The following is a 21,034-nucleotide window of genomic DNA, read 5'->3' as shown; positions in this document are numbered from 1 at the left end:
ATCCGATGACTGCAATATCGAAGATCACACCAGCGTTTCCAGTGCCCATCGCGACCGATTTTGGCATCGAGGGAATGACATGCGCTTCCTGCGTCGTGCGCGTGGAAAAAGCCATTGCTGCCGTCCCCGGCGTGGCCTCGGCCAATGTTAACTTGGCTACGGAACGTGCAACCGTTCACTTTACCGGAACGCCGGACCCCAACGGGGTACTCCGCGCAATCGAAAAGGCCGGGTACGAGCCCAAGATTGTCACCCAAGAACTTAGCATCGAAGGTATGACCTGCGCCTCGTGCGTTTCTCGTGTGGAAAAGGCGCTGAAGGCAGTCCCCGGTGTCATCGACGCGGCTGTGAACCTTGCTACGGAGAAGGCGACCGTTCGTCTGATTTCCGGATCGACTGAGATCACGGCGCTTGAGGCCGCCGTCCGGGGTGCCGGATATGACGTCCGCAAGGTGGTTGCTGATGCCGGCGATGAAGGTGAGGACCGTCGCACCGTCGAAATGCGCACCCTGAAAAGTATGCTGGTATTCTCGGCGTTGCTGACACTGCCGCTCTTCGTGCTAGAAATGGGCTCTCACTTCATTCCCGGCGTCCATGAACTGATCATGGACACCATTGGGATGCGTAACAATCTGTATCTCCAGTTCGTGCTGGCAACCTTGGTTCTGTTTGGTCCGGGTCTGAGGTTCTTCCAGAAGGGTGTGCCAAACCTGTTGCGCTGGACGCCTGATATGAATTCGCTTGTCGTCCTTGGTACGTCTGCGGCCTGGGGTTATTCGGTCGTTGCAACCTTTTTGTCTGGCCTTCTGCCTCCAGGAACCGCGAATGTCTATTACGAGGCTGCGGCCGTCATCGTCACGCTGATCCTGCTCGGTCGATACCTCGAAGCTCGCGCCAAGGGCCGGACCAGCCAGGCCATCAAGCGGCTCGTCGGACTGCAACCCAAGACGGCCTTCGTCTCGCATGGAGGTGAATTCGTCGAAATTCAGATCAGCGACGTTGTCGTCGGCGACGTCATCCGGATCAGACCCGGTGAGAAAATCCCGGTCGACGGCACTGTGGTGGACGGCAGCTCGTACGTCGACGAATCCATGATCACCGGAGAGCCTGTACCCGTCCAGAAGTCTTCGGATAGCGAGGTTGTCGGCGGCACCATCAACAAGACAGGGTCTTTCACCTTCAAGGCCACCAAGGTCGGCAGCGACACGCTGCTTGCCCAGATCATCAAGATGGTCGAGGCGGCGCAGGGTTCAAAGCTGCCGATCCAGGCGCTCGTCGATAAGGTGACCGGCTGGTTCGTCCCGGCGGTGATCCTCGCGGCTGTCCTCACGTTCGTTGCCTGGTACGTCTTTGGCCCCTCTCCTGCGCTGACCTTTGCGCTGGTCAACGCGGTCGCGGTTCTCATCATCGCCTGCCCCTGTGCGATGGGTCTGGCAACGCCGACCTCGATCATGGTCGGCACTGGTCGTGCGGCTGAACTCGGCATCCTGTTCCGCAAGGGTGAGGCTTTGCAAAACCTGCGTGAGACAGATGTCGTCGCTCTCGACAAGACCGGAACGCTGACCAAGGGACGCCCGGAGCTGACAGACTTCATCATTGCCGACGGTTTCGATGCAGACCGGGTTCTGGCTCTGGTTGCCAGCCTGGAGTCTTTGTCCGAGCATCCGATTGCCGAAGCCATCGTATCGGCAGCGAAGGCGAAAGGCGTCGGTTTGGCCCCTGTGACGAATTTCGTGGCGACACCTGGATTTGGTGTGCGCGGGACAGTGGACGGATCGGACATCCTTGTTGGTGCTGACCGCGCCCTGCAGCTACACAAGATCGATGTTTCGAGGTTCGCCCGCGACGCCGAACGGCTCGGTGACAGCGGCAAGTCTCCGCTCTACGCGGCAATCGATGGACGTCTGGCGGCCATCATCGCCGTTTCCGATCCAATGAAGGAAACCACACCTCAGGCGATCAAGGCCTTGCATAACCTCGGTCTTAAAGTGGCGATGATCACCGGAGATAACCGTCGCACCGCCGAGGCGATTGCCAGGCAGCTTGGTATCGACGAAGTCATCGCAGAGGTTTTGCCGGAAGGAAAGGTCGAGGCGGTCAAGAGACTTCGGCACGGCAACCGAAAGGTGGCCTTCATCGGTGACGGCATCAACGATGCTCCTGCCCTGACCGAGGCCGACATAGGCCTGGCGGTAGGGACAGGAACCGATATCGCAATTGAAAGTGCCGATGTCGTGCTGATGTCCGGAGACCTGAACGGTGTGCCGAAGGCCATCGCTCTCAGCAAGGCCACGATCCTGAACATCAAGCAGAACTTGTTTTGGGCATTCGCCTACAACGTCCTCCTGATCCCTGTTGCCGCCGGAGTGCTGTATCCTGTGAACGGCACTCTGATGTCGCCCATATTTGCAGCGGCTGCGATGGCGATGTCGAGTGTGTTTGTATTGGGCAATGCGCTCCGGCTTCGTCGGGCAACTCCGGCATGAAAACTTGGCGTCCGGTTCTCGCCGGACGCCCGTCCACTCCTGGAAGGATATCAAAATGAATATCGGACAAGCCTCAAAAGCGAGCGGCGTTTCGACTAAAATGATCCGCTATTATGAGCAGATCAAGCTGATAAGCCCCGCACACCGGACGGAGGCGAGCTATCGCACTTACAGCGACAACGACATTCATACATTGCGGTTTGTCCGAGGAGCCCGGGACCTCGGTTTTTCAGTGGAGCAGATGAAAACGCTTCTGGCCTTATGGCGTGACCGATCCAGAGCGAGTGCGGACGTCAAGGCGATTGCTCTTGAGCATATCGCCGAACTGGAACGCAAGGCGGCTGCAATACAAGCCATGACCAAGACCCTGAAGCACCTGGCGAACCATTGCCAAGGCAACGATAGACCGGATTGCCCGATCATTGAAGAGATTGCGAACGCGACGGAAAAGGACACCCCGGAAATCAATGCCCGGTTTGGGGTTAACGCTATGAAGTGAGGGCTTATCCTTCCTGCCTTCATCTCCACTTCTGACGAAAGCTGTTGCAAACACCGTAAAAAAAGAACCCAGCCGCCCGGTCGCTCGGGATACCTGGAGAACGGGTGGCAGTTGAACGAAATTCCAAAGCCAACAGCCTCGACCCGATCACACTTGGAGGCATCCATTGGGATTTCGCTACTTCCCCTCGATCCGGAACTTCGCGTGGCAAGAGGTGCATGTTTGAAGCATCAGGTGAAAGGCATGTTCGGCGGGCATTGATTCCGCTTCTCGTGCGGCATCCATCTTCTTTGCCAGGGGTCCGCCCATCATGGCCTCGCCCCCCTTCATCCGCGTTCCTGGGCCAAGCGTGTCGGGATTTCGGTCAGCTGCGATAGACAGCGCGGACGCGTAGATGCCAAGATCGTCAGCCAACTTGTCGAACTGTTGACGGTCGGTTTCGATGCTTGCGCTGGCTTTCGAGCCAGCCGTGTTGGCGGAACCGTCGAACAACGCCGACAGGCTATCTCCCGAGTGAGCCCGAATAGTCTCGGCGGCCGCTTTGAACGCTTTCGCGTCGTAGGGTGACGTGTCCTTGAACATCGAGTTGATGATCTTGGCGGCGTTTGCCATCGCCTTCATGCCGTCCTGTCTTTTGACTACGTTGCCGGGCGCGGCGGTTTGAGCGGTTGCTACGGAGACGGCCGTGGCGAAAACGACTATTGGAAGCACAAGAGTGGCCAGTTTCGTCGCGCTCGCATTCATCCCCATGCTACACTCCCTTTTCCCGGAGGCTCTTCCTCCCAGTTTTGACCATCCGAGCATATGGAGGCTCGACCTTCGGGGCTCGAAACCTCCTCGCGTTTGATCAAGATCAACGCAACTCCTGCAACGGCATGGTATCGTGCTTGAATATGACAATTGGGTCCCAGCGAAAACATGTTCGCCGCAAACCAAACCATTCGAAGATGCGCGAGACAATTGCTGGCCGTTTTGGTCGCAATTATGTTCCTCGTCGCGCCGATGGCCGAGGCCGCTCCCACTCTTTGCAATAACGACTTATCCCCAGTTGAACATATCGAAACATCCAAACGCGACGTAGCTGGACAAGGTGATCACCACCCTGTCGAGCAGAAGGCTTGCTGCAAAAGCGTATGCAGCCTGTGCAACGTCATTCTTCCGGTTTGGAACCCTGTCGTTCTTCACCTGGATTCCGGCTCTCAGCAATACCTTGATCCGCAGGCGTCCTTCATTGGCTCCACCTGTCGCCCCCCTTTCACGCCTCCTCGATCCCTTGTTTGATCGCTCCCCGCCCCATGGCGGATGATCGTCGGTGCCCGTGATCTCCACGCGGCGCCGTTTCGTCGGCAAGGCCGACACGAGAAAATGAGGCAAAGAGATGAATCGTCGTGAATTCTTAGGAAGACTACTGACGGGTGTAGCGGTCGCTGGTTCGGCTTCCACATTGTTTCCCACGAGCGGCCGGCCGCAGGTGACAACCAGTACACTGCAACCGCTGGCGGAAATCGGAACCCGTTCGCTTTCCATTGGGAAGCGGGTAATCGAAGTGAATGGGAAGGCCGCTAGCGTTTTTGGGCTCGTTCAACCTGACGGCACAGCGGGCATCACGTTGGAAGCAAATAGTCAATTCGACGTCACCCTTACCAATAATATCGACGATCCCACGCTCATCCATTGGCACGGTCTGACGCCCCCGTGGGAAATGGACGGCGTGCCGGACAATCCGTCTGCACTTTTAAGTCCAGCCGAAGCCCGCCGCTATACGTTTCCCGTCGGTGCCGGGGGGACACACTGGATGCATGCGCACACGCTTCAGGAGCAAAACTTGCTGGCCGCCCCGTTAATTGTCAGGACTGCCGATGACGCGAGGCGTGATGAGCAAGAAGTCGTCATTCTCCTGCATGACTTTTCGTTCACACCCGCCGAAGAATTGCTCGCCAGGCTTAAAGGCTCCCGCTCCAAGGGCGGCCTGGCCATGAACCATGGTGCTATGATGCAGGGCATGGCAGCCGGGATGCACGGAGGACATATGTCCGGTATGGCGATGCCAGGAATGGCAGCCATGGACCTGAACGACATCGAGTACGATGCGTATCTCGCCAATGATCGCACGCTCGACGACCCACAGGTGGTTTCGACGGAGAAAGGCGGTCTGGTCCGTCTACGCATCATCAACGGCGCGACGGCGACGGCGTTCACCATCGACACTGGGGCCCTTGCAGGGCGTCTTGTTGCGGTAGACGGACTGTTGGTCCACCCGATTTCGGGAAATCAGTTTCCGATTTCAATGGGCCAGCGCCTGGATATACGGCTGGAGCTTCCAAAAACCGGGGGAGTCCATCCTATTCTCGCCTTACGTGAAGGATCACTGGAGCGGACTGGGGTCATCCTCGCCTCGCCTGGGGCTGACATTGCCAAGATTGCTTCGCGTGGTCCGGCAAATGGACCTGTTCTCGGGCTGGAACTTGAACAGCGGCTGAGGGCCGTCGAGGCTCTTCCAACGCGTCCCGCAGATCATCGTTTCGCTCTCACCCTGACTGGCGACATGGCGGGCTACACCTGGCAAATCGACGGAGGCGATGGCCTCAGTGTGAGGCACGGCGACCGGGTCGAGGTTGCCATGCAGAACATGTCAATGATGGCGCATCCGATGCATCTGCACGGTCATCATTTCCAGGTAATCGGTATCAACGGCAACACGATTCAGGGCGCGGTGCGGGACACCGTTCTGGTTCCGCCGATGGGAAGTGTAGTCACAGCCTTTGATGCGAACAATCCCGGCCGTTGGCCCCTCCACTGCCATCACCTCTACCACATGGCATCCGGAATGATGTCGTTCGTCGCCTATAGGGACGGAAGCTAAGCATTTGCCGTCGAAGTCGAGCGTCGCTGCGCAGAGTCTAAGCCGCGTCGCGCTCCTCACGACGTCTTGGACTAGCCAGGGCAACTTATGCTTCCCGATAGAGACGTACCCAAGGAGTTTTTTCCAAATGGATGAACACAAAGATCATCATCAACATCATGCAACTGAAGGTCACGCGGCGGGGAATGGTGCTGCAAGTTCGATGACTACACAAACCGAAGGCGTGATTTACACTTGCCCAATGCATCCGCAGGTAAGGCAAATAGGGCCTGGGAACTGCCCAATCTGCGGGATGACGCTGGAACCGGAAGTGGTCACAGTAGAAACCGGACCCAGCGCCGAATATCTCGACATGAGACGCCGTTTCTGGATCGGGCTCGTTCTGTCCGTGCCTGTGCTCATGCTGGAAATGGGTGGCCACCTCACCAATCTTCACATGGTGCTTGGTGCCCAGACTTCGAATTGGATTCAGCTGGTGCTTGCTACACCTGTCGTCCTATGGGCAGGCTTTCCATTTTTCGAGCGAGCATGGAAGTCGCTCGTCACTATGCGCCTGAACATGTTTACACTGATCGCAATGGGGACGGGGGTCGCGTGGATTTACAGCGTTGTTGCAACCCTTGCACCTGGTCTGTTTCCCGCCACGTTCCGCTCCGCCGACGGTTCGGTCGCCATCTATTTCGAGGCCGCAGCCGTCATCACTGTCCTGGTACTGCTTGGACAGGTGCTGGAGTTACAAGCCCGGGAACAGACCGGTGGTGCCATTCGCGCACTTCTTGATCTTGCCCCGAAGACGGCACGCCGCGTCCGCGATGGGGTTGACGAGGACATTGACCTGGAAATGGTGGTCGTGGGGGATTGGCTTCGGGTTCGCCCAGGTGAAAAGGTCCCCGTCGATGGCAGCCTTATCGAAGGTCGCAGTTCGGTTGATGAATCGATGATCACCGGTGAATCGATGCCCGTCACCAAAGAGGTCGGTGCAAAGCTGATAGGCGGCACGATGAACCAAACTGGTGGCTTCGTCATGGAAGCTGGAAAAGTCGGCCGGGATACCATGCTGTCGCAGATCGTTCGCATGGTTGCGGACGCCCAGCGCTCGCGAGCGCCCATCCAGCGCCTGGCCGACGAAGTTTCCGGTTGGTTCGTCCCCGTGGTGATCGGGATTGCCATCGTGGCATTCGTAGCGTGGATGATATGGGGACCAGAACCGCGCTTCGCCCACGGCCTTGTAGCCGCAGTCGCAGTGCTCATCATCGCATGCCCCTGCGCGCTGGGCCTTGCGACCCCAATGTCGATCATGGTGGGCGTTGGCCGGGGTGCAGGTCTTGGTGTCTTGATCAAGAATGCCGAAGCCCTGGAGCGTTTCGAGAAAATCGACACATTGGTCGTCGACAAGACCGGAACCCTGACCGAGGGCAAACCCAAGGTAACGTCGATGTCCGCGATAAACGGGTTCACGGAAACCGAACTGCTGCGCCTTGCGGCAACACTGGAACGGGCGAGCGAGCATCCACTGGCAACTGCCATTGTCAACGCGGCGACAGAACGGGAGCTGGTTCTCGGCGTTGCGGAAGGTTTCGATAGCCCGGTTGGCAAAGGGGTCACGGGCAGTGTCGATGGACGAAAGCTCATTATCGGCAGCCACCGCATTATGGAGGACGCGCATATCGATGTCTCCTCTCTCACCAGCCAGGCGGAGGCGCTGAGAGGAGAAGGCGCAACTGTCATCTTCGTCGCGGTAGACGGCGATGTGGCAGGCCTGTTGGCGATCTCCGACCCAATCAAAACGACGACACCTGATGCAGTTCAAGCCTTACTGAAGGCAGGGGTCCGGGTCGTCATGCTGACCGGCGACAACAAGACAACGGCCGACGCAGTTGCCCGAAAGCTCGGGATCACCGAGGTCGAAGCCGAAATCCTGCCGGAAGACAAGAGCAAGATCGTCAAGCGTTTGCGGGAAGAAGGCCGGATCGTCGCTATGGCTGGGGATGGAGTGAACGACGCCCCTGCCCTGGCTGCCGCAGATGTCGGAATTGCTATGGGAACCGGCACGGATGTCGCGATTGAGAGTGCAGGCGTCACTCTGCTCAAAGGCGATCTGCAAGGGATTGTGCGGGCTCGCCAACTGAGTCATGCAACAATGAACAATATCCGGCAGAACCTGTTCTTCGCCTTCATTTATAATGCGGCTGGCGTCCCAATCGCCGCTGGAGCGCTCTACCCCACGTTCGGACTTTTGCTGTCTCCGATCATCGCTGCGGCCGCGATGGCGCTTTCGTCGGTAAGCGTCATTGGCAACGCCCTCAGATTGAGGAGCGTCCGGATATGAAATGGGATCGCAAATGGACGCTGATTGCTGCGTCGATGGGCGTCATCTTCGCCTTCTTCCTCTTGCGCGAGCACTGGGCGCATGCATTTGGTCTCGCGCCCTACTTTCTCCTGTTAGCTTGCCCCGTCCTGCATCTTTTTCATGGCCACGGTGGTCATGGCCATGGTGGTCACGGCGAGGACCGCCTGGGTAAGGACGAAACACGTTGATCTACCCACACTCCGCACAGGCAGATGTCGAGGTGACGACGTCGGCAGAACGTCTATTTGACTACATGGACGAGCAGGCAAAACCCGGCAGGCGAATGCAGAGATCGTCGATAATGATGCTGTGGGGAAGCATGGCATATGACTTCGACGAAGCTCGCGGGCGAAGCATTGGTTCCGTGATCAAGATGACCGGAAAAGTAGCTGGTTTGAAGCTGTACGTAGACGAAGTCGTCATTCAGCGGCAACGACCGTTTCTAAAAGCATGGGAAACGGTCGGAGAGCCGCGCCTTCTCGTGTGGGAAGTTACCGGATGCCCTTCCAAATAGAGGATAGCGGGCGTCTCTGCCGTCTCCACGTGTTTATCGATTACAACTACCCAAGTTCCGTGGTTGGCCGGATCGCAGGGACCTTACTGGGTGGAAGCTACGCAAGATGGTGCGTCAAGCGGATGGCGGCGGCTGCAAAGGCAGCATTTTTCGACCAAACTCGGACCTGACTGACCCGGCGTCAGTCGCGATGGCGATGGACGTATCAAAAAGAGCGGCCCGCTCTGAGGATAAGACGATGCTCGATAGACGTAAGTGGACAACTTCAGCACTGCTTCTGACGACGACAGGGGTGATCGTCGTCGGCATCGGTATATATTTTGTTCTCTTTCGCCCACCACTGCTGCCCGAAGACGTGCGTTACATGCAGTTGACCGAAGGGGATCTTACGGTACTCGGGCCGAACTTGAGAGATTGGCTCGGCCGTGTCTTTGCGGTCCTCGGAGGCTTCGCGATGGCGACGGGTATTCTTATGATCACACTGGCCGCTACGGCCTTCTGCTCGCGGGAGCCCATAGCAGTGTCCGGTGCCATCCTTGGAGGCGCGGTTTCGATTGGAACGATGACAGCCGTCAATTTCGCGATCAACTCCGACTTCAGGTGGGCACTGCTAGGTCTCTTTGCCATTTGGGCCGCGAGTTTGATCGCCTACTGGTTGGAAGGGGCAAAGGCCTGATGAAACTCCGTGTTTGGGGGAGAGCACGGATGAGAGTGCTCTCCCCCAACGTTTCAAGCCGCCATTTCTGAACAGCTCTCCGCACAATGACGGCAAGCCGCCACACACGAATCCATGTCTCCGACGCGCTCACAATCTTCGGCACACTGTGTGCAGATTTCGGCGCACTCGCGGCAGACGTGCTTGTGATGCTCGGAATCGAGGAGCATGAAATGAGCCGAGGTCCGGCAGATTTCCGCGCAGGCCATCATGAGCCTGAAATGCTTCGGCTCGGTATGTTCGCCGCCCATTTCCAGGCAGTGCCCCATGGCCATCGATAAGCACTCGCGGTAGCAGGCGAGACAATTGTCGATGCAGGCTTTCATTTCGTCTGAAAGGTGATGCATGTTCGTTCTCCCTTCCTACTTCGCTTCCTTGTCGAGCCACTCAGTCATCTCTGCGATTTCCTTGGTCTGGGTATCAATGATCTTCTGAGCCGCCTTTTTAGCCCATTCGTTGTCGCCATATTTCAGCTCCACCTCGGACATGCTGATCGCACCCATGTGATGGGCGATCATCCCGCAGACAAAGGCAACGTCTGCGTCCTTCTTCATCATGCCCTGCATCATGTTCATGTGCATAGACTTCATGCCTTCCATCGATGCCTTCTGATAGTCAGTCATCATTTCGCCCATGCCCATGTCACCGGACATCATATCCATCTTTGACATGTCCATCTCGGACTTACATTTTTCTGGGTATGCCATCTGTGCGAAAGAGGCGGCTGGCACAGTGGCGAGCAATGACAAGGCACCCGCGGCAGCGAGCGAGACTCGTACGAGAGTATTCATTTCAGTTCTCCTTATTGGCTTCGTTTTCGTAAATCGTCACTCAGTCCAGGAGCTTTGGAGGGGGATAGTCCGGTTGCAGAGAGAGGGATATTACTGGTTGTTCGACAGCAACGGACACCGCAACCCTTCGTCTATCGGGAGCGACAAACACGTCGCCCAACGTTACGATGGGACAGCAGGTCAGGTTGGAACAGCAAGCGCGTCCTATGGCACCGTCAGAATAGCGATTAGACGACGAGGAAGAAACTGAGGGGCAGTGATCGTCAGATGCATGCGCCGCCACCGCCATCCCGTGGATATTGGACAGGATGAAAAGTATCGCAAGAACTCGACACGTTAGGTCTGTTATGTTGCGAACGCACATCGACATGTTTCCCTCGGCTTGCGAGCGTGATCGCCACTGGTGCCCGGTGAATCACCCTGTGTAACACCTGAACTCTGAAACGGTTCCGCCTTAGCCCATCGGGGAACGGCCAGATATCCAGATTTAATGTCGGAGCAATCGGCTGCGGCCCTTGACCTTACAAGCGTTGGAACCTTTAAAGTCAAATAATGGAAAAACTCGTCGCCACATAAACGACGTGAATCTCCTGACATATTTCTTTTATTGAAATTTGGCTGCGCTGAAGGTAGCTGTTGAATGATGGGCGCGATGTATCGAATCACATGCAAGAAATTGCTGATTCTGATCAGACTGGTGATTGTTGTGTCACTGGCAGGGTACTCGCTGTCCACTGCTACAGCCGCCATGCACGGCGGGGCGCTCAATGGTACGACAGTAGTGTCGGACACCATGGAGCACGCCGACGCTCAAATCGGCGAACACGATCACCATGCTAGTGTTTCTGCGGACGACGCAGAGTCGAAAGTCGGAAAGCAAAACTGTTGCAACGACTTTTGCATAAGTTTCGCAATTGTCGCAACTACGGACACTTTAGACGGCCCCGTGGTTGCGTCGATCCACAGACTCATTGACGATCAGCGCTCGTTCGGTGAAATCCCGACCCTCCATCGTCCACCGAATATCTGAATAGGATCAACCCGTCCCTGCGGGTCTGAACGTGCGTCAACGAGCATGATTGGCTCGTTCCGCCGATGACATCTCCTATTCGGATTACACCATGAACCTCAAAATTCTGGTGGCTGCCTTGCCGCTCTTCGCAAGCGGATGTGCTGCCACGTTGCCTCCTGAAGTCATTGCTTCGGGCGACATCGCCGACCTAGCGGTCGACGTTCGTCCAATTCACTATCATAATCCCGTTGCGGGCTATACGCACCGCGTCCCGGTCGATCCCAAACCGTGGCGGAACCAGAATGACGCGCAAGCTCCGGACGGAGGGGCGTCATGAGCTTTTTCACTCTCAAATGTGCCGTGACTGTCGCACTTCCTCTCGTTCTCGGAGGATGCGTATCCTCTGCGGAATACTCCGCGGCGACGGCCGGGTTTTCCAATGTTGCGAACAAGACAGCCGAGGCGACCGGAAAAGACACCGTCTGGGTGCAGAACCGCCAAGACGCTCAGGTTGTCTCGGGCCGGGTGAAAACCTTGCTGGCGAGAAAGACCGTGGACGTCGAAACGGCAGTTCAGGTCGCGCTTCTGAACAACAAGGGCCTGCAGGCGGCCTACGCCGATCTTGGAGACTCTTCGGCGGATGCCTGGCAGTCAACCATGCTTGTGAACCCGACCGTTGGCATCGGTCTGACGGGAATCGGTACGCCCGGCCTCGAAGCTTACAAGGCAATCGAAGGTGTGATCGCCACCAACATCCTCGCGCTCGCTACCCAGAAGCGGAACGTCGAGATCGCCGACGGTGGGTTCCGAAAGGCGCAGCTCAATGCGGCCCTGCGGACCTTACAGCTCGCCGCCGACACGCGTCGCGCATGGATCACCGCCGTCGCCTCATGGGAAACGGTAGCCCAGCTCAACCAGGCGCAGGCGGCCGCAGATGCGGCTTCGGAACTCGCACAGAAAATCGGCGAAGCTGGCTCTCTCACCAAGGGCGGACAGGCTCGCGAGCACGTCTTCTACGCCGAACTCACCGGACAGACCGCCAAGGCACGGCTTGAAGCCCGTCTCGCGAAAGAAGAACTCACGCGGCTCATGGGACTTTGGGGATCGGACATAGACTATCAGATTCCGAACCGTCTGCCTCAGCTTCCCAAGAGTCTGGTCAAGCGCGATCTGATCGAAGCAGAAGCGCTTGAGCGTCGGGTCGACCTCCAGATAGCGAAGCTCGACCTCGCGACGACAGCCAAGTCCTACAAGCTGACGGAAGCCACGCGCTACGTCACCGATCTCGAAATTCTCTCCGGCTTCGAGACCGAGCGAGAACTCGAGGATGGCGAGAAGCACAAGCAGACGACCGGAAATGTAGAGCTGGAATTCGTGATCCCGATCTTCGACAGCGGCAAGGCCCGGATGCGGAAATCGGAACTGGCCTACATGCGGGCGGCAAACGTTCTCGCGGAAAAGGCGGTTAACGTCCGTTCGGAAGCTCGCTCCGCCTATCAAGCCTACCGCGCGAACTACGACATCGCACGGCACTATCGCAACAGCGTGGTGCCGCTGCGCGCCAAGATCGAGGAAGAGTCTCTCCTCACATATAATGGCATGATCACCAACACATTCGAATTGCTCGCCGACAGCCGGGAGAAGGTCAATTCGATCCTCCTCGCCGTCAATGCAAAACGCGATTTCTGGTTGGCCGAAGCCAATCTCGCGCCTGCCATCTACGGCGGCGGCGCGGGTTCGGCCAGTGGTGAAACGGAAGTCGCAGCGGCTGCCGAAAGCGGCGGCGGCGGTCACTGAGAAAGGACAAGAGAATGTTCAACAGAAGACAGATGCTCGGCGCAGGCGCAGCCCTCGTTTCGACTGCCGCCTGGGCGAAGACCTCCAACATGGGCCTGCCTGAGGCTGCCATCATGGAAACTGCCGAAACACAGACCCCAGTTCGTCCTTCGTCTGGGCCGGACTACACCCCAGTCGTCACTCTCAACGGCTGGACCCTGCCCCATCGCATGAACAACGGCGTCAAGGAGTTCCACCTTGTGGCGGAGCCCGTCGAGCGTGAGATGGCCGAGGGCATGACAGCCCATCTCTGGGGATACAATGGCCAGTCCCCAGGTCCGACGATCGAGGCGGTCGAGGGTGACCGTGTTCGCATCTTCGTGACCAACAAGCTGCCGGAACATACGACCATCCACTGGCACGGCATGATCCTGCCGTCGGGCATGGACGGCGTCGGCGGACTGTCGCAACCGCACATCCCGGTCGGCAAGACCTTCGTCTATGAGTTCGATCTCGTGAAGTCCGGCACCTTCATGTACCACCCGCATTCCGACGAGATGGTGCAGATGGCGATGGGCATGATGGGTTTCTTCGTCATCCACCCGAAGGACGAGAAGTTCATGCCCGTCGACCGGGACTTCGTGTTTCTACTCAGCGGTTACGACATCGATCCGGGCACCTATGTTCCGCGCGTCATGGAGATGACGGACTTCAATCTCTGGGCCTGGAACAGCCGCATCTTTCCCGGCATCAGTCCGCTGGTCGTGTCAAAGGACGACAGGGTGCGCGTCCGTGTCGGCAATCTGACGATGACCAACCATCCGATCCACATGCACGGCTATGACTTTGAGGTGACCTGTACCGATGGGGGCTGGGTGCGACCAGAAGCCCGCTGGCCGGAGGTCAGCATCGACATCCCCGTCGGCGCCATGCGTGCCTACGAGTTCGATGCCAAGTATCCGGGCGACTGGGCGATCCATTGCCACAAGTCGCACCACACGATGAACGCAATGGGCCATGACGTGCCCACCTTCATTGGCGTCGACAAGAAATCCGTCACCGAGAAGATCAGGAAAATCCAGCCCGAATACATGCCCATGGGAACCGCCGGTATGGCGGACATGGGCGAGATGGAAATGGAAATTCCGGAGAACACCGTTCCGATGATGACCGGATGGGGTCCGCACGGTCCCATCGAGATGGGCGGCATGTTCTCCGTGGTCAAGGTTCGCGAGGGCATCGCGGCGGACGATTACACCGACCCTGGCTGGTACGAAAACCCACCCGGAACGCAAGCCTGGGAGTGGACGGGCGAGTTGCCCGACACGACCAAGGCCAAGGACGCAAAGACCCAGATCACGCCCAAGCCCATGAAGCACGGCTGATCTTCAGCTCGATCCAATCCAACCACCAAAGGAATACATCATGAAAATTGCAATGATCGCACTATTTCTCGCGGCGCTAGCCACACCCGTCCTCGCCTCCGGCACACACGAAGGCGGCCATGACGCTGCCATGGCGGTCGGCGAGCCTGGCAAGAAGGCGGAGGCCACACAGACCATCCGGGTCTCCATGAAGGAAACGGACGACGGCAAGATGATCTTCACGCCAAACACCTTCAAGGTCCGTAAGGGCCAGACGGTCGTGTTCGCGATCAAGAACGCGGGCGAGTTGGATCACGAGTTTGTCCTCGACCAAGAAGACAAGGTTATGGAGCACAAGGCTGTCATGGAGAAATTCCCGGAAATGGAACACGACGATCCGAACGCGATCCGTCTGGCTGCGGGAAAGTCCGGCGAGATCATCTGGAAGTTCACCAATGACGGCACCTTCAAGATCGCCTGCCTTGTTCCCGGCCACTACGACGCCGGAATGCACGGCGACGTTACCGTGGCCAAGAAATAATTCGACGCAAGGAGACCTGACATGAAATCCATCATCAAATTCGCCTCGACAGCCCTTCTCGCGGTAGCCCTTTCTTCCGGCGCTTTCGCGGCGGAATTCACCAAGGGTACCGTCAAGAAGGTCGACGCCAAAGCGAAGAAAGTCACAATTATCCACGAGGAGCTCAAATCCCTCGAGATGCCCGCCATGACCATGGTGTTCCGCGTCAAAGACGACGCCATGCTCGAAAAACTGAAGGAAGGCGCCAACATTGAGTTCGTCGCCGAGCGCGTCGAGGGCAAAATCACGGTTACGGACGTCAAGTAACGGGACCGGGCCTGGCCTCCCAAGGCCCGGCCCTTCCGACCTCAACTTTTTAGATCGGCATATGCTGATCGTACAGACCTGGATCAATGGATCAGAAATCATCGCCGTTCAGCAATAGTGCTTCCACCCGGGAACTACGATCGGCCTCGCTACGGTTCGTTGTCCTTTCGATCCTGTTCGCCAACCTCCTGTTTGGAGACGGTCTCGCCAGTTTTACGACCCATGCCATCGTCAGCTCGGTCTATTTGATCGTTAGCGTGGCATCCGTCGCGGTGGCTGTCTATTTCCCAACACAGAAACACCTCGGTTCACTGTTCGTCGCGCTCGATGCGGCCTTGGTCGTGATGATCCTTTATGAGCACATTCTGGCTAGTCCGATCACGGAAGACCATGCCCTTACGACGTCGAGCTTGGTCGTCTCGTTCATCCTTCTGAACCACGTAGCCTTGAAGCTGGAGCGCAGGCTAATCGTTTTGTTTTCGACGATCGTGGTCTTGGCATGGGTGCTTATGCTTGCCCTCATGGCGTTCCGTCATCACGCCAGCTCGCCCGGAACACTACTGGCCAACTTCTTCAATCAGGACCTCGGCCTGACCATGAGTTTCGCCTTCACTGCGATGGCTGTGTATCTGTTGGCGCGCGATCACGAACGCACCATCAGGCAGGCGTTAAGGATCGAGGAAAAGCGCATGAACCTGTCACGCTTCTTCTCGCCAACAGTCGTCGCCGATCTTCAGACTGCCAGTGCCAACCTTGACCTAGAGCGGCGGGACGCGGCGATCATGTTTATCGATATCCGCGACTTCACGTCATATGCGGAAACGGCTTCCGCACGCGAGCTTGCCCGTGTCCTCGGTGAGTATCGGCACATCGTCGCCGGCACGGTGTTCGCCTATGGCGGAACGGTTGACAAGTTCATCGGCGATGGCGTGATGGCGGTGTTCGGGCAGCCGAAGCCCAAGGCGGACGATGCTCGGCGGGCATTAGCCTGCGCGTTGTCTTTGACTGCTGCACTCGACGAGTGGCGCAACGACAACATTGGCAGGGGCGGCCCCTGTCTGAACGCGGGGATCGGCCTTCATTATGGTACCGTTCTCGGCGGAGTCATTGAAAGCGGCTTCCACGACGAGTTCACCGTGATCGGGGACGCCGTCAATGTCGCTCAACGCCTGGAGGCTCTAGCCAGCCTTTTGAAATCGCCACTCGTAGTCTCGGACCGCATAATCGAAGAAGTCCCGGGTATGTTTGGGGCCAATGATTGGGTGTACACCAATGGCGTCAGTATTTCCGGCAGGAGGGCGTCGGTCAACATTGCCTATATCCGTCGCGCTGCAAATCTTGCATCGCCTGTCAGCTATGAAACCGGGGAGGTGCAGACCGATTTCCACAGGTCTTCTTTCCAGTCACTTCCGGCGACACCCCTCGTTGGAACGTAAACCGCCCCACCGACGAAGACCTTGCCCGCGCCGTCACATTTTACGCGGACGTCGTGGCTTCCCTGGTCGATGTACCTGATCGAACCCGCGCTATCGAATTCCGTTAGGCCGATGGTCACATCGAAGTCGTAGTCCTGGACGGGTGATGTTTGCAGCGATGTTACTGTCAGATTGACGGTAACATCGTCCTGGAAATGCGAGACATGAAATGGCAGCCGTTCTGCCGACCGGGCCTGAATGACAGAAGCGGCTATCGCGAACGGAAGTATCAAAATCTTGCGGCTCCACATTGACCCCCTCCCAAGGCATGAGAGATCTATAATATAGCACTAAATGCCTCGACATACAGGGTCTTTAATACGGCGCAGGCCTACTTCCACGAAAGCATGCGATCCCGAAGATGCAGGAATGTTCGCTCTACGCAAAACCAGAGAACGGCCGCGACGGCTAAGCTTGCAAGCAGATAGACGACAAAGCCGAAGCTTCCCTGCAGGTTCTCCTCTCCGAGCACAAGGCGCGTGACGTGAAAGACGGACTTGTGCGTCAGGTAAAGGCTGTAGGACAGCGTTGCGACGAGAGCCGCCCCCGGTACAGGCCACCGGCTCAAAAAGTGCTCAAGATCGAGCATAGCGCAGAACAAAAGCGCAATACCGATCGAGATCAGCGGAAAGCCCGCGACCGCGCCGAGTTGCGCCTGAAACACCGGAAAGATGCCTTGTCCTGCAAGCGGTCCACGATCAACGAAGCAGATGAGCGCCGCGATCACAAAGATCAGACCTGAGGGAATCGTGACCTTTGGCGGCAGATATTGCCTGCAAAGCTCAGGCTTGAAAAAGCGGGAGGCCGCAAGCACTACGCCGAACAACAGACCGTCGAGACGGGTATATGTCGGGTAGTAGACATCTCGGAGGTATGTCGCAAAGGCGGGGCGGAACTGGCCCTCTGCGACAAGGGTGCCAACCTGTATATCCCAGATCGTGTAACGCAGCACGACGCCGGCGAACATCAGCAGCCCTGCGAGGGCAAGCACCCGTCCCGTGCCGATGCGTCTGTAGAGGAGAAGAACTAGCAAAGGCAGGACGAGATAGAACTGCTCTTCGACAGCAAGCGTCCATGCCTGAGAAAACGCGTTCCCTTCCCTCGGATCGAACCCGAGATTGACGGTAAAGGTGGCGAACCTCCAGAGAGGCTGCATCGCCGGATTGTCGCGAAGGACCGGAACCAGGGCATAAAGGCCAAGGACCACGAAGAACGCTGGAAAGATGCGGAAGGCACGCCGGAGGTAAAACGATTTGAAATCGACTGCTCCCGTGCGCGTCACTTCCTTGAACAGTTGCGTGCCGATCAGGTAGCCGCTCAGTACGAAGAAGATATCGACGCCGAGCCAGCCATATTCGCGCACGGTCACCAATACTCCGGGCGTGGCATTCAATGGCAAATGGACGAGCATCACCAGCAAGATCGCCAGCGAGCGCAGAATATCGGGGCCTAGCATCCGAGTACCCGTAACCACGACGCTCTTATGCGAGAGCGAAGCTAAATTGCCTGCATGTGAGTTATTCGTGGTGGCAAGCATAGTCATGCGCAACGCTCCGGCAGTTTCATTGAAAAAGCTGATGCCAATCAACTTACCGATCTGCGCTTGCGATGGAACAGGTTACAATGGAAACCGTCAATTAACCTAAATTTTTCGTAAAATTATCAATGATGCAGTACCTCAGGTGCTGAGTTAATGATGATATCGACCGCAGGGTCGGGACGCATTTGACGCCGCACGCGCGGTGGTGCGCGGCAGTTGGTCTGTTGATTTTCGATAGTAATCGGCCCTGGGACCAGGTCAGTCACCAGTGGCAATCAACATCTAGCGGGTACGTTGAAGCCGTTCACCCTAGAGAAATCGGTCAAATGAATCGCCGCATTATATTTAGCGCCGCGACGGCAACGCCGGAAACCGGGACCGATATGCCGCGCCGCGTGGCAAACTAAATAAGGCCGCGCTGTGGATGTCCACAGATACTTCGAACGCCTTGACGGGAATCGAACTTTCGGTTCCAGTTGTTTCGGTTAAGCCTTTGATCTGCAAGCCTGCTACAGCAACTGGGCGGCGAAAGTTTATTATAGAAAATAATCACACCATTCGGCGTTCGCGAAAGAAGGTAGCTCCCACACCCCATAACTTGAGAACTCGCCTTGGAGCCCACCGACATGAAAATGTCCGGCATCAGTCATCCTCTACGAACACCTGATCGCGCTTGGAACGTATCGACGGTAGGAGCGCCAGGATTACGCAGACCAGACCCAGGCCGAGCAGCGATGCAGCGATCGGGTTTGTGACGAACACCGTCGCGTCGCCGCGGGAGATGATCATCGCCCGCCGGAGATGCTCCTCGAGCAGCGGCCCCAGAACGAATCCCAGCAGAAGGGGTGCCGGTTCGCAGCCCACACGGATCAGCACGTAGCCAAGTATGCCCGAGACGATGATTGCATAGACGTCGAAGGGGTTGTTGTTGATGGAATAACATCCGATCGAGGCAAAGATGACGATGGCCGGAAACAGCATGCGGTAGGGAATGGTCAGCATCTTCACCCACAGCCCGATCAGCGGCAGGTTGAGGATCACCAGCAACAGGTTACCGATCCACATCGATGCGATGATGCCCCAGAACAGCGCCGGCTGGCTGGTAATGACGTCCGGCCCCGGCGTGATCCCCTGCAGGATAAAGGCGCCAACAATGAGTGCCATGACTGGATGGGCCGGAATGCCGAGGGTAAGCAGCGGAATGAAGGACGTCTGCGCCGCAGCGTTGTTGGCGCTTTCGGGTCCCGCCACGCCTTCGATCGCGCCATGGCCAAATTCGGCCGGATTTTTCGACAGGTTCTTCTCGACCGAATAGCTGGCAAAGGACGCCAATACGTGACCGCCGCCCGGCAATACGCCGAGAAGCGAGCCAAGCGCCGTTCCCCGCAATACAGGGCCGATAATCCGCCGGAAATCGTCTCTCGTCAGCCAAAGGTTCGTGACGTGTTTCACTCCGATTTCGCGCGTGTGCTCGTTCTGAAGGTTGCGGAAGATTTCGGAGACCCCGAATATTCCAACAGCAATCGAAACAAAGTTGATCCCCTGCGACAATTCCAGGCGACCGAACGTGAAGCGCTCCTCGCCCGTATAGATGTCCTGGCCCACCGTCCCAAGCAGCAAGCCGATGACGATCATGCCCAGCGCCTTGAGGACCGAACCGTGAGCGAGTGAGATCGAAACGAGCAGCCCGAGAACGATCAGGGCAAAATATTCCGGCGCGCCAAATTCGAGCGCGATGGAGGCAAGCGGCGGAGCCGCGATCGCCAACAGCATTGTTGCCACGCAGCCTGCGAAGAAGGATCCGAGCGCCGCGGTTGCCAATGCTTGGCCGGCACGACCCTTTCGGGCCATCTGATAGCCATCGATCGCTGTGACAGCGGAAGAACTTTCCCCCGGCAGGTTGATGAGGATTGCTGTTGTGGACCCCCCATACTGGGCGCCGTAGTAGATGCCCGAAAGCATGATCAAGGACGTTACCGGGGAGAATGTAAACGTGATCGGCAGAAGCATCGCGATCGTCGCTGTCGGCCCGATGCCGGGCAATACGCCAACGAGCGTGCCGAGCAGTACGCCAACGAAACACCAGACGATGTTTATCGGCGTGAGAGCCGTTTCGAAGCCAAGGGCAAGATTCGAGATCAGATCCATCATGGTGAGCACCTCATAGTCCGAAAACCGGCCCGAATGTCGGAATGGCAACTGCCAGCCCGACCTTGAAGACCAGATAGCAAAGAGTGGCGATGACGGCGGCCATCATAGCCGCCGATACCAGCGAGTTTCGGCGAGACGCGAGTGCCGTCATGAACGTGCACAGCAGGACGACGGGTACGAGCCCAAGATCGCGGGCTCCGGCCGCAAAGATGGCAAGTGCCAGACAGATAAGGACGAGCCCGCGCCAGGGCACGGAACCATCGGTCGGCTCCGGCTCACTGCGCAAGCCATCAAGGCCGATGACGACGCCTAGTGCGCCCAATACGAAAGCGAGCACCACCGGGAAAAAGCCCGGGCCCATCTGGGTCGCGGTCCCGAACTCATATCTTAGACCCTGCACAGCGAACGAGGCCGCGATGGCGATGAAGATGCCACCGGCAATCAGGTTTTTCCGGGTGTACTTTTCGAGTGTAGCCATGGTCTCCTCCCCTCTGGCGTCCCCTGACGGTCCTCCCGTTCAGATGATATTCGATCCTGCGATTGCGTTGCATACGGCTTCGGTGACTTGGCTGGTGTTGGCGGTGCCACCCACGTCAGGGGTCAGGATACCCGCTTCGGTCACGCGCTCGACGGCGCTCATCAGCCGTGCGG

At 57.5% G+C, this 21,034-nt stretch carries 20 protein-coding genes; 14 read left to right on the top strand and 6 right to left on the bottom strand.

Features of this window, described 5'->3' with window-relative positions; genetic code table 11:
• Window positions 1–5: 5 nt before the first annotated feature.
• Window positions 6–2,486, top strand: a complete 2,481-nt coding sequence (locus HGO38_RS22395) for a heavy metal translocating P-type ATPase (RefSeq protein WP_070149914.1) — start codon at window positions 6–8, stop codon at window positions 2,484–2,486.
• A 55-nt stretch (window positions 2,487–2,541) separates the two neighbouring features.
• Complete coding sequence (gene cueR / locus HGO38_RS22390) at window positions 2,542–2,985, top strand: Cu(I)-responsive transcriptional regulator (protein WP_156629889.1); 444 nt, start codon at window positions 2,542–2,544, stop codon at window positions 2,983–2,985.
• A 177-nt stretch (window positions 2,986–3,162) separates the two neighbouring features.
• Here cueR and HGO38_RS22385 read toward each other — a convergent pair whose 3' ends face one another.
• The gene (locus tag HGO38_RS22385; protein WP_197432319.1) at window positions 3,163–3,729 is read right to left on the bottom strand and encodes a c-type cytochrome; all 567 of its coding nucleotides are present in this window, start codon (window positions 3,727–3,729) and stop codon (window positions 3,163–3,165) included.
• A 634-nt stretch (window positions 3,730–4,363) separates the two neighbouring features.
• Here HGO38_RS22385 and HGO38_RS22380 point away from each other — a divergent pair.
• From HGO38_RS22380 to HGO38_RS22360, 5 genes are all read left to right on the top strand, one after another.
• On the top strand, window positions 4,364–5,848 hold the full coding sequence (locus tag HGO38_RS22380; RefSeq protein ID WP_070149910.1) for a multicopper oxidase family protein: 1,485 nt from the start codon (window positions 4,364–4,366) through the stop codon (window positions 5,846–5,848).
• A gap of 202 nt (window positions 5,849–6,050) precedes the next feature.
• Window positions 6,051–8,177, top strand: coding sequence for a copper-transporting P-type ATPase (locus HGO38_RS22375; RefSeq protein WP_070149909.1), 2,127 nt, complete (start codon window positions 6,051–6,053; stop codon window positions 8,175–8,177).
• A complete protein-coding gene (locus HGO38_RS22370; protein ID WP_070149908.1) occupies window positions 8,174–8,386 on the top strand; it encodes a DUF2933 domain-containing protein in 213 nt (70 codons plus the stop codon). The genes HGO38_RS22375 and HGO38_RS22370 overlap by 4 nt, the downstream gene beginning before the upstream one ends.
• Window positions 8,383–8,712 carry a hypothetical protein gene (locus HGO38_RS22365; RefSeq protein WP_234889410.1) on the top strand — a complete coding sequence of 110 codons (330 nt, stop codon included), beginning with the start codon at window positions 8,383–8,385 and terminating at the stop codon, window positions 8,710–8,712. The genes HGO38_RS22370 and HGO38_RS22365 overlap by 4 nt, the downstream gene beginning before the upstream one ends.
• 106 nt (window positions 8,713–8,818) lie before the next feature.
• On the top strand, window positions 8,819–9,388 hold the full coding sequence (locus HGO38_RS22360) for a hypothetical protein (protein ID WP_234624962.1): 570 nt from the start codon (window positions 8,819–8,821) through the stop codon (window positions 9,386–9,388).
• Window positions 9,389–9,441: 53 nt separating this feature from the next.
• Here HGO38_RS22360 and HGO38_RS22355 read toward each other — a convergent pair whose 3' ends face one another.
• Window positions 9,442–9,774: a four-helix bundle copper-binding protein gene (locus HGO38_RS22355; RefSeq protein ID WP_081341780.1), complete on the bottom strand. Its 333-nt coding sequence runs from the start codon at window positions 9,772–9,774 to the stop codon at window positions 9,442–9,444.
• Window positions 9,775–9,789: 15 nt separating this feature from the next.
• The gene (locus HGO38_RS22350) at window positions 9,790–10,218 is read right to left on the bottom strand and encodes a DUF305 domain-containing protein (protein ID WP_070149905.1); all 429 of its coding nucleotides are present in this window, start codon (window positions 10,216–10,218) and stop codon (window positions 9,790–9,792) included.
• 643 nt (window positions 10,219–10,861) lie between these two features.
• Between HGO38_RS22350 and HGO38_RS22345 the strand changes: the two genes are divergently transcribed.
• The 7 genes from HGO38_RS22345 (at window position 10,862) to HGO38_RS22315 (ending at window position 16,653) form a co-directional block, all read left to right on the top strand.
• Window positions 10,862–11,248, top strand: a complete 387-nt coding sequence (locus HGO38_RS22345; RefSeq protein WP_070149966.1) for a hypothetical protein — start codon at window positions 10,862–10,864, stop codon at window positions 11,246–11,248.
• Window positions 11,249–11,339: 91 nt separating this feature from the next.
• Entirely contained in the window at window positions 11,340–11,567 is a 228-nt protein-coding gene (locus tag HGO38_RS22340) for a hypothetical protein (protein WP_070149965.1), read from the top strand.
• Complete coding sequence (locus tag HGO38_RS22335) at window positions 11,564–13,027, top strand: TolC family protein (protein ID WP_070149904.1); 1,464 nt, start codon at window positions 11,564–11,566, stop codon at window positions 13,025–13,027. Before HGO38_RS22340 ends, HGO38_RS22335 begins: the two co-directional genes overlap by 4 nt.
• A 14-nt stretch (window positions 13,028–13,041) precedes the next feature.
• Window positions 13,042–14,391 (top strand): multicopper oxidase family protein, encoded by a 1,350-nt coding sequence (locus HGO38_RS22330; RefSeq protein WP_070149903.1) that lies wholly within the window; start codon window positions 13,042–13,044, stop codon window positions 14,389–14,391.
• Window positions 14,392–14,431: 40 nt separating this feature from the next.
• Entirely contained in the window at window positions 14,432–14,911 is a 480-nt protein-coding gene (locus tag HGO38_RS22325; RefSeq protein ID WP_070149902.1) for a cupredoxin domain-containing protein, read from the top strand.
• A gap of 21 nt (window positions 14,912–14,932) precedes the next feature.
• Window positions 14,933–15,217, top strand: coding sequence for a copper-binding protein (locus tag HGO38_RS22320; protein ID WP_070149901.1), 285 nt, complete (start codon window positions 14,933–14,935; stop codon window positions 15,215–15,217).
• A gap of 86 nt (window positions 15,218–15,303) precedes the next feature.
• Window positions 15,304–16,653 carry an adenylate/guanylate cyclase domain-containing protein gene (locus HGO38_RS22315; protein ID WP_070149900.1) on the top strand — a complete coding sequence of 450 codons (1,350 nt, stop codon included), beginning with the start codon at window positions 15,304–15,306 and terminating at the stop codon, window positions 16,651–16,653.
• Between the two features lie 370 nt (window positions 16,654–17,023).
• On the opposite strand, the gene HGO38_RS22310 is transcribed toward HGO38_RS22315, so the two are convergent.
• From HGO38_RS22310 to HGO38_RS22300, 3 genes are all read right to left on the bottom strand, one after another.
• Window positions 17,024–18,235, bottom strand: a complete 1,212-nt coding sequence (locus HGO38_RS22310) for an acyltransferase family protein (protein WP_081341787.1) — start codon at window positions 18,233–18,235, stop codon at window positions 17,024–17,026.
• A gap of 639 nt (window positions 18,236–18,874) precedes the next feature.
• Window positions 18,875–20,380: a tripartite tricarboxylate transporter permease gene (locus HGO38_RS22305; protein ID WP_060720093.1), complete on the bottom strand. Its 1,506-nt coding sequence runs from the start codon at window positions 20,378–20,380 to the stop codon at window positions 18,875–18,877.
• A 13-nt stretch (window positions 20,381–20,393) separates the two neighbouring features.
• The gene (locus HGO38_RS22300) at window positions 20,394–20,861 is read right to left on the bottom strand and encodes a tripartite tricarboxylate transporter TctB family protein (protein WP_046802342.1); all 468 of its coding nucleotides are present in this window, start codon (window positions 20,859–20,861) and stop codon (window positions 20,394–20,396) included.
• Window positions 20,862–21,034 lie beyond the last annotated feature (173 nt).

The organism is Rhizobium sp. CG5 (assembly GCF_023701945.1).
Taxonomy (GTDB): domain Bacteria; phylum Pseudomonadota; class Alphaproteobacteria; order Rhizobiales; family Rhizobiaceae; genus Allorhizobium.
This window is presented reverse-complemented; position numbering and strand designations above follow the sequence as displayed.